The 16,194-nt window shown below is 58.1% G+C and carries 9 protein-coding genes; 2 read left to right on the forward strand and 7 right to left on the reverse strand.

Features of this window, described 5'->3' with window-relative positions; all coding sequences use genetic code 11:
• Nucleotides 1-3 precede the first annotated feature (3 nt).
• The gene (gltB, locus tag ACDO57_RS16250) at nucleotides 4-4,464 is read right to left on the reverse strand and encodes a glutamate synthase large subunit (RefSeq protein WP_032645059.1); all 4,461 of its coding nucleotides are present in this window, start codon (nucleotides 4,462-4,464) and stop codon (nucleotides 4-6) included.
• Nucleotides 4,465-5,151: 687 nt separating this feature from the next.
• Between gltB and ACDO57_RS16255 the strand changes: the two genes are divergently transcribed.
• Entirely contained in the window at nucleotides 5,152-6,093 is a 942-nt protein-coding gene (locus ACDO57_RS16255; RefSeq protein WP_370884352.1) for a TIGR01212 family radical SAM protein, read from the forward strand.
• On the opposite strand, the gene ACDO57_RS16260 is transcribed toward ACDO57_RS16255, so the two are convergent.
• A complete protein-coding gene (locus ACDO57_RS16260; RefSeq protein WP_370884265.1) occupies nucleotides 6,073-7,575 on the reverse strand; it encodes a helicase HerA-like C-terminal domain-containing protein in 1,503 nt (500 codons plus the stop codon). The genes ACDO57_RS16255 and ACDO57_RS16260 overlap by 21 nt on opposite strands.
• A gap of 137 nt (nucleotides 7,576-7,712) precedes the next feature.
• Here ACDO57_RS16260 and ACDO57_RS16265 point away from each other — a divergent pair, with 137 nt between their 5' ends.
• Nucleotides 7,713-9,347, forward strand: coding sequence for a dihydroxyacetone kinase subunit DhaK (locus ACDO57_RS16265; protein WP_370884266.1), 1,635 nt, complete (start codon nucleotides 7,713-7,715; stop codon nucleotides 9,345-9,347).
• Between the two features lie 49 nt (nucleotides 9,348-9,396).
• Here the strand turns inward: ACDO57_RS16265 and ACDO57_RS16270 are convergent, their stop codons facing one another.
• The 5 genes from ACDO57_RS16270 to pepA all read right to left on the reverse strand — a co-directional run bounded on the left by ACDO57_RS16270 (nucleotide 9,397) and on the right by pepA (nucleotide 16,055).
• Nucleotides 9,397-10,416 carry an NAD(P)-dependent alcohol dehydrogenase gene (locus tag ACDO57_RS16270; protein ID WP_032650403.1) on the reverse strand — a complete coding sequence of 340 codons (1,020 nt, stop codon included), beginning with the start codon at nucleotides 10,414-10,416 and terminating at the stop codon, nucleotides 9,397-9,399.
• An 83-nt stretch (nucleotides 10,417-10,499) separates the two neighbouring features.
• Nucleotides 10,500-11,003 carry a GNAT family N-acetyltransferase gene (locus ACDO57_RS16275; RefSeq protein WP_024906342.1) on the reverse strand — a complete coding sequence of 168 codons (504 nt, stop codon included), beginning with the start codon at nucleotides 11,001-11,003 and terminating at the stop codon, nucleotides 10,500-10,502.
• A gap of 123 nt (nucleotides 11,004-11,126) precedes the next feature.
• On the reverse strand, nucleotides 11,127-13,982 hold the full coding sequence (locus ACDO57_RS16280) for a valine--tRNA ligase (RefSeq protein ID WP_032650401.1): 2,856 nt from the start codon (nucleotides 13,980-13,982) through the stop codon (nucleotides 11,127-11,129).
• The gene (holC, locus tag ACDO57_RS16285) at nucleotides 13,982-14,425 is read right to left on the reverse strand and encodes a DNA polymerase III subunit chi (RefSeq protein ID WP_008502815.1); all 444 of its coding nucleotides are present in this window, start codon (nucleotides 14,423-14,425) and stop codon (nucleotides 13,982-13,984) included. Before holC ends, ACDO57_RS16280 begins: the two co-directional genes overlap by 1 nt.
• A 118-nt stretch (nucleotides 14,426-14,543) precedes the next feature.
• On the reverse strand, nucleotides 14,544-16,055 hold the full coding sequence (gene pepA / locus ACDO57_RS16290) for a leucyl aminopeptidase (protein ID WP_024906344.1): 1,512 nt from the start codon (nucleotides 16,053-16,055) through the stop codon (nucleotides 14,544-14,546).
• Nucleotides 16,056-16,194: the final 139 nt, after the last annotated feature.

The following is a 16,194-nucleotide window of genomic DNA, read 5'->3' on the forward strand; positions in this document are numbered from 1 at the left end:
TCCTTACTGCGCCTGCACGCGCAGCTCTGCTGCGCTACGACTACGGTGACCCAACAGGGCTTTAACATCGCTGGACTTCGGCTTAACCAGCGCGAATTTCGCAGAGAACGCCGGCCAGTTCGCCAGGATCTCTTCGCCGCGCGAAGAACCGGTATGCTGCACGTGTTCGGTGATCAAACCGCGCAGGTGTTCTTCGTGGATAGCCAGCGTATCAACGTCCAGCACTTCCACCAGCTCCGGGTTCACGCGTTTGCGGAACTCACCGTCTTCATCCAGGACGTAGGCAAAACCACCCGTCATGCCCGCGCCAAAGTTCACGCCGGTTTTACCCAGAACGCAAACAATCCCGCCCGTCATGTATTCACAACCGTTATCGCCAATGCCTTCCACCACGGTGATGGCACCGGAGTTACGCACCGCAAAACGCTCGCCCGCACGGCCTGCTGCGAACAGGCGACCGCCGGTCGCGCCGTACAGGCAGGTGTTACCGATGATGCTGGCTTCATGGCTGCGGAAGGCTGAGCCAACCGGAGGACGCACCGCCAGCAGACCGCCCGCCATGCCTTTGCCGACGTAGTCGTTGGCATCGCCGGTCAGGTAAAGCTCAACGCCGCCTGCGTTCCACACGCCGAAGCTCTGACCCGCGGTACCGCTGAAGTGCGCGGTAATCGGATCCGCCGCCAGCCCCTGGTCACCGTGCGTTTGCGCGATATAACCGGAAAGGGAGGCGCCCACGGAGCGGTCGGTGTTGCGGATATCAAACCAGAACGTTTTGCTCTGCTTGTCGTCCACATACGGCTTCGCCTGCTGCAGCAGCTGCGCGTTCAGTACGCCGTTATCGAACGGTGGGTTGTTCTCGGTGCAGTAGACCGCTTTGCCAGGATGCGGCTGCGCGGTTTCCAGCAGCTTGCTCAACTCCAGCTTTTGCTGTTTGGCGGTGAAGCCTTCCAGCTCTTTCAGCAGATCGGTGCGGCCAATCAGGTCTACCAGACGCTTCACGCCCAGCTGCGCCATCAGCTCGCGGGTTTCGCGGGCGATGAAGTCAAAGTAGTTGGTTACTTTGAACGGCAGACCGTGATAGTGATTCTTACGCAGCTTCTCGTCCTGGGTTGCCACGCCGGTTGCGCAGTTGTTCAGGTGGCAAATACGCAGGTATTTACAGCCAAGTGCAACCATTGGGCCGGTACCGAAGCCGAAGCTTTCCGCACCGAGGATCGCCGCCTTGATGATGTCGAGGCCGGTTTTCAGGCCACCGTCCACCTGCAGGCGGATCTTATGACGCAGACCGTTAGCCACCAGCGCCTGCTGGGTTTCCACCAGGCCAAGCTCCCACGGACAGCCCGCATATTTCACGGAGGAGAGCGGGCTTGCACCGGTACCGCCGTCGTAGCCGGCGATGGTGATGAGGTCCGCATAGGCTTTCGCCACGCCGGTGGCGATGGTGCCGACGCCCGGTTCGGAAACCAGCTTCACGGAGATCATCGCCTTCGGGTTGACCTGCTTCAGGTCGAAAATCAGCTGCGCTAAGTCCTCGATAGAGTAGATATCGTGGTGCGGTGGCGGGGAGATCAGCGTCACGCCCGGTACCGAGTAGCGCAGTTTGGCGATGTACGGGGTAACTTTATCACCCGGCAGCTGGCCGCCTTCGCCCGGTTTCGCACCCTGAGCGACTTTAATCTGAATCACGTCGGCGTTGACCAGGTACGCTGGCGTTACGCCAAAGCGACCGGATGCCACCTGCTTGATGCGGGACACCTTGTTGGTACCGTAACGGGCCGGATCTTCACCGCCTTCGCCGGAGTTAGAGTTGCCGCCGATGCTGTTCATGGCTTCCGCCAGCGCTTCGTGGGCTTCCGGGCTCAGCGCGCCGATGGACATCGCCGCGGTGTCGAAGCGTTTGAACAGCTCGGATGCCGGCTCAACCTCGTCAATGCTGACCGCTTCATCACCCGGGTTCAGGGCAATGAGGTCGCGCAGCGTTGCCGCCGGACGGTTGTTCACCAGCTCAGCATACTGCTGATAATCACGGTATTCGCCGCTCTGAACCGCCTGCTGCAGCGTGCGCACCACGTCCGGGTTGTAGGCGTGGTATTCGCCGCCGTGAACGTATTTCAGCAGACCGCCCTGATCCAGCGGCTTACGTGCCAGCCAGGCGCGTTTGGACAGGTTCACCAGATCCTGCTGGAAGTCAGCAAAACCGGCGCCGCCGATGCGGCTGACCACGCCCTGGAAGCAGAGGTTGGCGACTTCGTCATGCAGGCCGACCGCTTCAAACAGCTTCGAGCAGCGGTAGGAGGCAATGGTCGAGATGCCCATTTTGGACATGATCTTGTACAGACCTTTGTTGATGCCGTTACGGTAGTTCAGCATCACCGCGCGGTAATCTTTGTCGATCGCGCGGGTATCCACCAGACGGGCCAGCGTTTCGTAGGCCAGGTACGGGTAGATCGCCGTCGCACCGAAGCCCAGCAGCACGGCAAAGTGGTGCGGATCGCGCGCGCTTGCGGTTTCCACAATGATGTTGGCGTCGCATCGCAGGCTCTTATCGACCAGACGCGTCTGGATAGCGCCAACCGCCATCGGGGCCGGTACCGGCAGACGGTTTTTCGCGATGTTGCGATCGGACAGCACCAGCAGAACGGTACCGTTACGCACCATCTGTTCGGCTTTGTCACACAGCGCATTCACCGTCTCTTCGAGGCTCGCTTCGTTCACGTCGAAGGTAATATCGAGCGTGTCGGCGCGGTAGTGCTCCTCTTTCATGGTGGTAAGCTGTTTGAAATCGGAGTACAGCAGGATCGGCGATTTAAAGGTCAGACGGTGCGCCTGGCCTTCGGCCTCGCAGAAGACGTTCATCTCGCGACCGATGCTGGTGGCCAGCGACATCACGTGTGCTTCACGCAGTGGATCGATTGGCGGGTTAGTCACCTGCGCGAACTGCTGACGGAAGTAGTCATAGATGATGCGCGGCTGGCTGGAGAGCACGGCAAACGGGGTATCGTCACCCATCGAGCCGACCGCTTCCTGGCCGTTCTCACCGAGCACGCGGATGACGGAGTCCAGCTCTTCTGCGCTGTAGTTAAACTGCTTCTGGTAGCTTGCGAGGGTATCGTCGTCCAGCTCGCGGCTGCCCACTTCTTCGTCCGACAGATCTTCGAACGGCACCAGACGACGCACGTTCTTCTCCATCCACTCTTTGTACGGATGGCGGCTTTTCAGATCGTTGTCGGTTTCGGCGGAGTGCAGGATGCGCCCACCGCGGGTGTCGATTACCATCAGCTCGCCCGGACCGACGCGGCCTTTCTCGACCACTTCGTCAGGCTGGTAATCCCAGATACCGACTTCAGAGGCGCAGGTGATGAGCTTGTCTTTGGTGATGACGTAGCGCGCCGGACGCAGACCGTTACGGTCCAGGTTACAGGCGGCAAAACGGCCGTCGGACATCACGATGCCCGCCGGACCGTCCCACGGCTCCATGTGCATGGAGTTAAAGTCGAAGAACGCGCGCAGCTCAGGATCCATATCCGGGTTGTTCTGCCAGGCCGGTGGCACGAGCAGACGCATGGCGCGCACGATATCCATCCCGCCCGCCAGCAGCAGTTCCAGCATGTTATCCATCGAGCTGGAGTCAGAGCCGGTTTCGTTCACGAACGGTGCGGCATCGTGCAGGTCCGGGATCAGTGGCGTCTGGAACTTATAGGTACGGGCGCGGGCCCACTGGCGGTTACCGGTGATGGTGTTGATCTCGCCGTTGTGCGCCAGGTAGCGGAACGGCTGAGCCAGCGGCCAGCGTGGAACGGTGTTGGTGGAGAAGCGCTGGTGGAACAGGCAAATGGCCGATTCCAGACGCAGGTCCGCCAGGTCCAGGTAGAAGCGCGGCAGGTCAGCCGGCATACACAGACCTTTATAAATGTTCACCAGGTTAGAGAGGCTACAGACGTAGAACTCTTTATCGTCCTGGAGACGTTTTTCAATACGGCGGCGGGCAATAAACAGACGGCGTTCCATATCACGCGGACGCCAGCCCGCAGGCGCGTTGACGAAAATCTGTTCAATACGAGGCAGCGAGGAGAGGGCGATTTCACCGAGTACCCCTTCGTTGGTTGGCACATTGCGCCAGCCGACAATCGACAGGGTTTCACGCTGAAGTTCTTCTTCGACGATGCGGCGTGAGGCGGCAGCCTTTTCAGGATCCTGATTCAGGAACAGCATGCCGACAGCGTAGTTTTTGGCTAAACGCCAGCCGCGCTCTTCCGCCACGATGCGGAAGAAACGATCCGGTTTTTGCAGCAGCAGGCCGCAACCGTCGCCGGTTTTACCATCGGCAAGGATGGCGCCACGGTGCTGCATACGGGCCAGTGCGTGAATAGCAGTACGCACTACCTTGTGGCTAGGTTCGCCTTCTATGTGGGCGATCAGGCCGAAACCACAGTTATCCTTCTCAAGGGATTTATCGTACAACATATCAGTGAACCTCCCCAGGCTCGTCGGGCTTCCCACTGAACTTTACCGTGGCGCACAGGCACAGAAAGAGCATGGCGACGGGGTTTGCGTTTCATACGCGGACCTCGCATTCGCCCTCTTTTTCATCCTTTCGCGCAGGTAAACAAGTTTGAGGACTTGCTTCAGAGGGAATCTCAATTACTGCATAAATATGATGAGCAGGCCGCTCATCCAGAAAGCTTCCAGCGGATTTCCAACTTATCGGGAATTGGTACACAGGTCAAATGGCATTCTTATTTATACAAAAATGTGCTAAAGAGAGTTTATATGATTGTAATTAAAGGATATTTAACTATATTTACATTGATTATATGCCCTGACAGGACGTAGCGGAGTGTGATCTGACTCACTATATGTAAGCGGTATTATCAATGTAGCGTGCTGAATAGCGGTTTTATAGCAGAATAATAATCTGGCATTTCCTTCAAACCCGCATAAAGTCACTGTTTTTCAGTGACGGCGCTATAAATGAAAAAAACAATCAGAACATAAGGAAAAGTAATCACGAGTAGCGTGAATGAAATTGCAGTAATCCTGAGTATTTATTCATATAGATAAAGGCCGTCCAGGGCGATTGATCCAGGTCATCGCCGACAGAGGCTAAAAGTGGCAGGCTTGTCCCCTTTCTTCGGGACGGTCTATCAGATTATGCAGTTACAGAAATTAGTCAATATGTTTGGTGGGGATCTTTTGCAGCGGTACGGGCAAAAGGTTCATAAGCTGACGCTGCACGGCGGGTTTAGCTGCCCGAATCGTGATGGCACCATCGGGCGCGGCGGCTGCACCTTCTGTAACGTTGCGTCCTTTGCTGACGAAGCCCAGCAGCATAAATCTATCGCGGAACAGCTTGCCCATCAGGCCAGCCTGGTGAACCGCGCGAAGCAATATCTGGCCTATTTCCAGGCCTACACCAGCACGTGGGCGGAGGTGCAGGTGCTGCGCTCTATGTATCAGCAGGCCGTCAGCCAGGCTAACATCGTTGGGCTGTGCGTGGGCACGCGCCCGGACTGCGTGCCGGACGCGGTGCTGGACCTGCTCAGCGAGTACAAAGAACAAGGCTACGAGATCTGGCTGGAGCTGGGCCTGCAAACCGCGCACGACAAAACCCTGCACCGTATTAACCGTGGCCATGATTTCGCCTGCTACCAGCGCACCACGCGCCTGGCCCGTGAGCGCGGGCTGAAGGTCTGTTCGCATCTGATTGTCGGTCTGCCCGGCGAAGGTCAACAGCATGGCCTTGAAACGCTGGAGAGGGTAGTTGAGACCGGCGTGGACGGCATCAAGCTGCACCCGCTGCATATTGTTACGGGAAGCATTATGGCGAAAGCCTGGGAAGCGGGGCGGTTAAACGGTATTGCGCTTGAGGACTATTCGGTGACGGCGGGGGAGATGATTCGCCACACGCCGCCGGAAATTGTCTACCACCGTATTTCGGCCAGCGCCCGCCGTCCAACGCTTCTGGCACCGCTATGGTGTGAGAACCGCTGGACGGGGATGGTGGAAATCGACCGCTATCTGCAGGAGAACGGTGTACAGGGTTCGGCGCTGGGCCGCCCGTGGATTCCCCGTCTACCGGCGACGGCCGCCTAACAGACTCCCCAGCATGCCGCGCACGATCTGATTGGTGACCTGTCGCGCCGCGCTTTTCGCCATGGTCTGTACCACGCCGTCGCGCTTGCCGCCACGCGGCCCGGTGCTGCCGAACAGGATGTCTTTGAGCCCCCCGAGAATACCGTCATCCACGGCGACAGATTGCCCTTTAGCGGCAGGCGCATCCTGCGATTCGGTGGTCGCCTGTACCCCTTTTTGCAGCATCTCAAAAGCGGACTCGCGATCCACCTCGTCTTCGTACTTCCCGTAAACCGGAGAGTGGTTAATCAGGCCGTTACGTTCATCGTCGGTAACCGGCCCCATGCGCGAGCAGGGGGCAATCACCATGGCGCGTTCCACCACGGACGGGCTGCCCTTCGCATCCAGGAAAGAGATCAGCGCTTCACCAGTGCCTAACGCCTGAATCGCCGCTTCAGTATCAAAGGCAGGATTGGCGCGCATGGTTTGCGCGGCGGCTTTCACCGCTTTCTGATCCTTCGGCGTGAAGGCGCGCAGGGCGTGCTGCACGCGGTTGCCGAGCTGACCGAGCACGTTATCGGGGATATCCGACGGGTTTTGCGAGACAAACCAGACGCCGACCCCTTTGGAGCGGATCAGGCGAATGACCTGTTCAATTTTATCCAGCAATACCTGCGGCGCGTCGTTAAACAGCAGATGCGCCTCGTCAAAGAAGAACACCAGCTTCGGTTTTTCCAGATCGCCCGCTTCCGGTAGCTGTTCATACAGTTCGGAGAGCATCCACAGTAGGCTGGCGGCGTAGAGCTTTGGCATCTGGTAGAGTTTTTCCGAACTCAGAATGTTGATGATGCCTTTGCCGCTGCTGTCGGTGCGCATCCAGTCTTTGATATCCAGCATTGGCTCGCCAAAGAAGTGTTCGGCACCCTGTTGCTCCAGGGTCAGTAGCCCACGCTGAATGGCGCCCACCGAGGCGCTGCTGATGTTGCCATACTGGTTCTGGAAGGATTTGGCGTTATCGCCGATATACTGCGTAATGGCGCGCAGATCTTTAAAATCAAGCAGCAGCAGCCCCTGATCGTCGGCAATGCGGAAGATAATATTCAGCACGCCGGACTGCACGTCGTTGAGGTTAAGCAGACGGGCCAGCAGCAGCGGGCCGAGATCGGAGACGGTGGCGCGCACCGGATGGCCTTTCTCACCAAAGATATCCCACACCACTACCGGATTGTTATGCGGCGTCCAGTCCGTGATGCCTATATTCTTCAGCCGTTCGAGCAGTTTTTCAGAGGCCGTCCCTTCCTGAGAGACACCGGTTAAATCGCCTTTCACGTCAGCCATAAAGACCGGTACGCCAATCTCCGAAAGCGACTCCGCCAGCTTTTGCAGGGTGACGGTTTTCCCCGTCCCGGTCGCGCCGGTGATCAAACCGTGGCGGTTCGCCATCGCGGGCAGTAAATACAGCTCTTTTTCCAGCGTCCGGGCAATTAACAATGGTGTACTCATGATGCGCTTCCTCTCTTAGTCCTGGGTGGAGTATAGGCAACCTGATAGCAATTTGGTTGAGTAAATTCCTGACTTTGCGGCGCATTATCCAGCGCGGACTATGCTTTTGCATACGGTTCACAAAATAGTGGGAAACTATGTCCAGATTCTTCTTTAACGATCGCAAACAGCTGGTCAACGATGCCATTGAAGGCATACTGCTTTCTGCGCCACATGCCAATCTCGTCAAGCTTGATATCGATCCGGCCATCAGGATCGTCGCACGCGGCGACTGGGACAAAAGCCGTGTGGCGGTGATCTCCGGCGGCGGCTCAGGCCACGAACCCGCGCACGCCGGGTTTGTCGGCAAAGGGATGCTGACGGCGGCGGTATGTGGCGATCTGTTTGCCTCGCCGAGCGTGGATGCGGTGCTGAATGCCATTGTGGCGGTCACGGGCGATCGCGGCTGTCTGCTGATCGTCAAAAACTACACCGGCGACCGCCTGAACTTTGGTCTGGCGGCCGAAAAGGCCAAGCGCTATGGCCTGAAGGTGGAGATGGTGATTGTGGCAGACGATATCGCGCTGCCGGATAACAAGCAGCCGCGCGGTATTGCCGGTACGGCGCTGGTGCACAAGATTGCGGGCTATGCGGCGGAGCAGGGGAAATCGTTGAGCGAGGTACGGGAGATTGCGCAACAGGCCTGCGACAACCTCTGGAGCCTGGGCGTTGCGATGCAAACCTGCAACCTGCCGGGCAGCGACGATGAAGAGGGGCGCATTAAGCAAGGCCACGTCGAGCTGGGTCTGGGCATTCACGGAGAGCCCGGCGCTTCCGTCGTAGATACGCAGAACAGCAAAGCGATTATCGACACGCTGGTGACGCCGCTACGCGCGCAGGCGGGAGAGGGGCGCTTTGCGGTATTGATTAACAATCTTGGCGGTGTATCGGCGCTGGAGATGGCGCTGCTGACCAAAGAGCTGGCGCATTCGGCGCTGAAAGAGGAGATCGCGTATCTGATAGGCCCCGCGCCGCTGGTGAGCGCGCTGGACATGAAGGGCTTTTCGCTCACGCTGCTGAAGCTCAACGATTTCTTCGAAAAGGCGATTCACGCCGAGGTTGAAACGCTGGGCTGGCAGAAGCCCGTGGCGTTTGCGCCGCTGCGCACCGTGGCGCATAACGCTATTCACGATCGCGTGGAATATACCCCGTCTGACAATCCGCAGGTGGGCGAATATGTCGCCTCGGTGACCAGCACGCTGCTCCAGCTGGAAAATCGTCTGAACGCGCTGGATGCCAAAGTGGGCGATGGTGATACTGGCTCCACCTTTGCGCAAGGGGCGCGGGATATTGCGCAGCGTCTGGAGCAGAACACGCTCCCGCTTAATGACGTGCCTAAGCTGCTACTGCTGGTTGGCGAGCGGCTGGCAACGGTGATGGGCGGATCGAGCGGCGTATTGATGTCGATCTTCTTTACGGCGGCCGGGCAAAAGCTGCATGACGGACACGCCCTGCCGGATGCGCTGTTGAGCGGACTGGCGCAGATGAAGCAGTACGGCGGGGCAGATCTCGGCGATCGCACGCTGATCGACGCCCTGCAACCGGCGCTGGAGGCGTTACAGAAAGGCAATATTCAGGCGGCAGCGCAGGCCGCGCAGCAGGGCGCAGAAGCAACGTCGAAAATGGCGAAAGCCGGCGCGGGACGCTCGTCGTATGTCAATAAAGAGAACCTGGATGGGGTGCTGGATCCGGGAGCGGTCGCGGTAGCGGAAGTATTTAACGTATTGGCGTAGCAGTGAAAGTAGGCCGGGTAAGGCGAAGCCGCCACCCGGCAAACTCACATCAGAAATCTGCTTTCAGCACCACGCGGTAGCGGGCTTTGCCGTCGCGCACGTGCTGGATCGCTTCGTTGATTTTCGACATCGGATACAGTTCGGTGGTCGGGGCCACTTTGGTGCGTCCGGCAAACTTCATCAGCTTGCGCAACTCAAACGGCGTACCGGTCGCGGAGCCTGACACGCTGCGATCGCCGCCGATCAGGGTAAACGCCGGAACCGGCAGCGGCTTCATCACGGCACCTACGGTATGGAAGTTACCGCCATAGGCCAGCGCTTCAAAGTACGGCTGCCAGTTGAGATCGACGTTAACGGTGTTGATGATCAGGTCAAACTGACCCGCCAGCGCGTTCAGTGCTTCAGGATCGCGGCTGTTCACGACTTTATCCGCACCCATCGCCAGCACTTCTTTCTCTTTCGCCGGGTTCGAGCTAAACGCCGTGACTTCACAGCCCATCGCGTGCAGCAGCTTGATGGCGATATGCCCAAGGCCACCAATACCGATGACGCCCACGCGGCTGGTGGCGGTGATATGGTGCATCAGCAGGGGTTTGAAGACGGTGATACCGCCGCACAGCAGCGGACCGGCGGATTCGATATCAATGCTGTCCGGCAGCGGGATGACCCATTGCCAGTCGGCGCGCAGCTTGTCGGCGAAACCGCCTTTGTTCAGAATGGTGGGAACGGCGCCTTCGAGGCAGTTGATCTGATTACCGCTGATACAGGCATCGCAGTGACCACAGCTGCGTGCCGTCCAGCCAATGCCCACGCGCTGGCCCACTTTCAGCCCTTTGTCCTGCGCGGCGCTACCGAGCGCGACAACGCGGCCAATGACCTCGTGCCCGGCAATCAGTGGATAGCTTGAAAAGCCCCATTCGTTGTCGATCATCGAGAGATCCGAATGGCAGATCCCGCAGTAATCAACCTGTACTTCGACGTCTTCTGCTTTTAGTTCGCCCGCGTCGTACTCGTACAGCTCAAGTTCTGCACCCGCCTGCGGTGCGGCGTAGCTTTTTATCTTTGACATCGTGTTTCCCCCGTTGTGGTGTGAACTGAGAGTGTAGAGTATTCAGTTCAGCGCCGCTTAACAGAAGGGGGCAGCAAAGATATTTACAGACTTTTCAGCATCCTGACTTCGCAATCAACATGGCCGGTACAGCCCAGCGGCGCATCGATATGCTCAAAGCCCAGATGTTCATACAGGCCGATGGCCTCTTTGAGGAAGGCGGTCGTTTCCAGGTAGCACCGGGTAAAGCCCTGCTTGCGCGCGTGGTCCAGCGCCATCAGCGCCAGCTTTTTTGCCAGTCCTTGTCCGCGCGCCGCTGGCAGGAAATACATTTTCTGCAGTTCGCAGATGTCCGGCTCGCTGCAGCTGAGGGGCGCCACGCCGCCACCGCCCACCACCTGGCCATTCTGCTCGATTACCCAGTAGGCATGCCCTGGCTGGCTGTAGAGCTGGAAAAGCGCGTCCAGGTTCGGGTCCGCAACCGTGTAGCCTTTGTCAGCCGTCAGGCCATATTCGGCAGAAACGGTGCGAATAACGGCGGCGATAGCCGGGTTATCCTGCTCAGTGATCCGACGCATCGTCGTCGCGACGGGGGTAATCACGCTCATAGCATTACTCATTACAAAAATTGACACATAACTGCTGTTAATAGCACCGCAGAAGGGGGAGTGCAAGCGAGGAGTTTTCAGGAAGGTTACCCCTTACGCCCTGAAGCGTAAGGGGTAAAAGCATTACAGCGCGGCGATAACCGCCTGCTGCTCAATCAGCTTGGTCTTCGCATCGGCGAAGGCAACCAGGCGCTCACGCTCTTTCGCGATGACCGCTTCCGGCGCGCGGGCGACAAAGCCTTCGTTCGCCAGCTTGCCTTCGATTTTGCCAATTTCCACGTCGACTTTCGCCACTTCTTTCGCCAGACGAGCCAGCTCAGCGTCTTTGTCGATCAGACCTGCCATTGGGATCAGCAGCTCGGCGCCGTCGATGATTTTGGTCACGGAAACCGGACCTTTGTCATCCGCAGGCAGCACGGTGATGCTTTCCAGGCGCGCCATGGTCTTGAGGAAGGTGTTGTTCTCGGTGACGCGACGAACAGCCGCTTCGCTGCAGCCGCGCAGCAGCAGTTCCAGCGGTTTGCCCGGGGCGATGTTCATTTCAGCACGAATGTTACGCACCGCAACGATCGCCTGTTTCAGCCACTCGGTATCCGCGGACGCCGCTTCATCAACCTTAGCCGCATCGAATTCCGGGAACGGCTGCAGCATGATGGTGTCAGCGTTGATGCCTGCAATCACCTTCACGCGCTGCCAGATGGTTTCGGTGATAAATGGAATGACCGGATGCGCCAGGCGCAGCAGACCTTCCAGAACGGTAATCAGCGTGTTGCGCGTGCCGCGCAGTTCCGCCTCAGTACCGCCGTTCATCACCGGCTTCGCCAGCTCCAGATACCAGTCGCAGAACTGGTTCCAGGTGAATTCATACAGGATGCCCGCCGCGATATCGAAGCGGTAGCTGTCCAGCGCCTCGCGGAACGCTTTCACCGTCTGGTTGAATTCCGCCAGGATCCAGCGGTCCGCCAGAGACAGGGTCATTTCGCCGCCGTTGAAGCCGCAATCCTGATCTTCGGTGTTCATCAGCACGAAGCGGCTGGCGTTCCACAGCTTGTTACAGAAGTTACGGTAACCTTCCAGACGCTTCATGTCCCAGTTGATGTCACGGCCGGTAGAGGCCAGTGCCGCCAGGGTGAAGCGCAGGGCATCAGTACCGTGAGACTCGATCCCGTTCGGGAACTGCTTCTCGGTGCGCTTGCGGATTTTCTCCGCCAGCTGCGGCTGCATCATGTTACCGGTACGTTTTTCCAGCAGCTCTTCCAGAGAGATACCGTCAACCATGTCCAGCGGGTCAATCACGTTACCCTTGGACTTGGACATCTTCTGGCCTTCGTCGTCGCGGATCAGACCGGTCATGTAGACGGTATGGAACGGAACCTGCGGCTTGCCGTCTTCGTCTTTGATGAAGTGCATGGTCATCATGATCATGCGGGCAATCCAGAAGAAGATAATGTCGAAGCCGGACACCATCACGCTGGTCGGGTGGAACTGACGCAGCGCGTCGGTGTTTTCTGGCCAGCCGAGGGTGGAGAAGGTCCACAGCGCGGAGGAGAACCAGGTATCCAGCACGTCTTCGTCCTGACGCAGCGCAACGTCCGCGCTCAGGTTGTTTTCCTGACGCACTTCGTCTTCGGTGCGGCCAACGTAGACGTTGCCGTCGTTGTCGTACCACGCCGGGATACGGTGACCCCACCACAGCTGACGGGAGATACACCAGTCCTGAATATCGCGCATCCAGGAGAAGTACATGTTTTCGTACTGTTTCGGCACGAACTGAATGCTGCCGTTCTCAACCGCTTCCACAGCAGGTTTCGCCAGCACGTCGGCACGCACGTACCACTGGTCGGTCAGCATTGGCTCGATAACCACGCCGCCACGGTCGCCGTAAGGCACGGTCAGATCGTGAGGTTTAATTTCTTCCAGCAGGCCGAGAGCGTCGACTGCAGCCACGATCGCTTTACGCGCGGCAAAGCGTTCCAGCTTCTGGAACTCCGCCGGGATGTCGCTGGAGTAAACGTCAGACTCTTCGCCTTTGGTGTCATACACTTCTGCGCTCTCACGGATATCACCGTCGAAGGTCAGGATGTTGATCATCGGCAGGGCGTGACGACGACCCACTTCATAGTCGTTGAAGTCGTGCGCCGGGGTGATTTTCACGCAGCCGGTGCCTTTTTCCATGTCGGCGTGTTCGTCGCCCACAATCGGAATACGGCGGTTTACCAGCGGCAGCACCACGAATTTGCCAATCAGATCTTTATAACGCGGATCTTCCGGGTTAACGGCCACGCCGGTATCGCCCAGCAGGGTTTCCGGACGGGTGGTCGCGACCACCAGGTAATCTTTACCGTCGGCGGTTTTTGCGCCGTCGGCCAGCGGATAGCGGATATGCCACATGGAGCCCTTGGACTCGCGGTTTTCCACTTCCAGGTCAGAAATTGCGGTGCGCAGTTTCGGATCCCAGTTGACCAGGCGTTTGCCACGGTAAATCAGGTCTTCTTTGTACAGACGGACGAAGACTTCTTTCACGGCGTTGGAGAGGCCTTCATCCATGGTGAAGCGCTCGCGCTCCCAGTCCACGGAGTTGCCGAGGCGGCGCATCTGACGGGTAATCGTGCCGCCGGATTCCGCTTTCCACTGCCAGATTTTGTCAATGAACGCGTCGCGACCGTAGTCGTGGCGGGTTTTCCCTTCTTCAGCGGCAATTTTACGCTCAACCACCATCTGGGTCGCGATACCCGCGTGGTCAGTCCCCGCCTGCCACAGGGTGTTTTTCCCCTGCATGCGCTGGTAGCGGATCATGGTGTCCATGATGGTCTGCTGGAAAGCATGACCCATATGCAAACTGCCGGTGACGTTCGGCGGCGGGATCATGATGCAGAAGGACTCTTTGCTTTCGTCGCCGTTAGGCTTGAAATAGCCCTGCTGTTCCCAGTGCTCGTAAAGCGGCTGTTCGATATCGCGTGGGTTATATGTCTTTTCCATTATTTCCAGGTTGCCGTATTCAGGTTAAAACCAGCCAGGCGGTACGCTTTATAGCGTTCGCGCGCCAGTTGTTTCAAAGATTCTTCGTAGGGGACAAAGTCTACCACTTCTGTGAAAGCGGTGGCAAAATCTGCAAAATCTATTCGCAGGCTAATCAGAATATCGCGCGCGCTGCTGTTGCGCTTTTGCGGCCAGGCAATTTCAACCGGTGCTCCACCGCGCGGGCCTTCGCCCGACAGGTTATGCGGGACAAAGCTCTCCGGCGGACGCGCCCACAGCGCCTCATCAAGGCGAATGGCCTGCTGTTCATCTTCACAGGCAATCAGAACGCGTTTACCTGCGCGCCAACGTTCTGCGGCAATTTCACACACCAGCTGTTCGACGGCGCTGAGGCCATCCTGATGGGTGTCGTTGTCCAGAAGGTAGAACGTTGCATTCTTCATATATGGGGCTTCTTGTCGTGGATTTAAAGGCAAAGCCGGGTGGCGCTACGCTTACCCGGCCTACGGTTGAGTGACGCTTTAGGCCGGGTAAGGCGAAGACGCCACCCGGCGTTTTACATCATTCGTCGCCGTTAAAACCCGCGCGATTGAGCAGGAACTGCGACAGCAGCGCCACTGGACGACCGGTTGCGCCTTTGGCTTTGCCGGAGCGCCATGCGGTGCCCGCGATATCCAGGTGCGCCCAGTTGTACTTGCGGGTGAAGCGTGCCAGGAAGCAGCCCGCGGTGATCGCTCCGCCAGGACGTCCACCGATGTTTGCCATATCCGCGAAGTTAGACTCCAGCTGCTCCTGATATTCGTCACCCAACGGCAGACGCCATGCGCGGTCACCGGCCTGTTCCGAGGCGCCGATAAGCTCGTGCGCCAGCGGATTGTGGTTCGACATCAGGCCGGTGATGTGGTGGCCCAGCGCAATCACGCAGGCACCGGTGAGGGTGGCGACGTCAATCACCGCTTCAGGCTCGAAGCGTTCCACATAGGTCAGCACGTCACACAGCACCAGACGGCCTTCGGCGTCGGTGTTCAGCACTTCAACGGTCTGGCCGGACATGGTGGTCAGCACGTCACCCGGACGATAAGCACGCCCGCCAGGCATGTTTTCGCAGCCCGCCAGTACGCCGATAACGTTAATCGGCAACTGAAGTTCAGCGACCATGCGCATCACGCCGTAAACCGCCGCCGCGCCGCACATGTCGTATTTCATCTCGTCCATGCCTTCGGCAGGCTTGATGGAGATACCGCCGGAATCGAAGGTCAGGCCTTTACCGACCAGCACGACAGGGCGCGCGTCTTCGGCCGGGTTGCCTTTGTACTCGATGACGGACATCAGGGATTCATTCTGCGATCCGTTACCGACCGCCAGGTAAGAGTGCATCCCGAGCTCTTTCATCTGCTGTTCGCCGATGACGCGGGTAATGACGTTTTTGCTGTAGGCGTCGGCCAGCTGACGCGCCTGAGAGGCCAGGTACGCCGCGTTACAGATGTTAGGCGGCATGTTGCCGAGATCTTTGGCCGCTTTAATGCCGGCTGCGATCGCCAGACCGTGCTGGATCGCGCGTTCGCCGCTGGTCAGTTCGCGACGGGTTGGCACGTTAAAGACCATTTTACGCAGCGGACGACGCGGCTCGCTTTTATTGGTCTTCAACTGATCGAAGCTGTAGAGGCTCTCTTTTGCCGTTTCGACCGCCTGACGCACTTTCCAGTAGGTGTTACGCCCTTTGACGTGCAATTCAGTCAGGAAGCAGACGGCTTCCATTGAGCCGGTATCATTCAGCGTATTGATTGTTTTCTGAATCACCTGCTTATACTGACGTTCATCCAGCTCGCGTTCTTTGCCGCAGCCAATCAGCAGAATACGCTCTGACAGTACGTTCGGAACATGGTGCAGTAACAGCGTCTGCCCAGGTTTGCCTTCCAGTTCGCCACGGCGCAGCAGGGCGCTAATATAGCCGTCACTGATTTTATCGAGTTGCTCGGCGATCGGGGAGAGTCGGCGTGGTTCAAAGACGCCCACAACGATGCAGGCACTCCGCTGTTTCTCCGGGCTACCGCTTTTTACACTGAACTCCATGCACTACGCTCCTGAATCTTAAAGACAACGGCGGCTGCTACGGATAGAATTGAAACCTTTCGTAACTCATGTCCGCTGTTGTGGTGACTTCGTGTTAATCTTACGTTACTACGGTTTCGACACGTCAGAAAAAGTCCTG

The organism is Enterobacter cloacae complex sp. 2015409, from assembly GCF_041365315.1.
In the GTDB taxonomy this organism is placed as follows: domain Bacteria; phylum Pseudomonadota; class Gammaproteobacteria; order Enterobacterales; family Enterobacteriaceae; genus Enterobacter; species Enterobacter pseudoroggenkampii.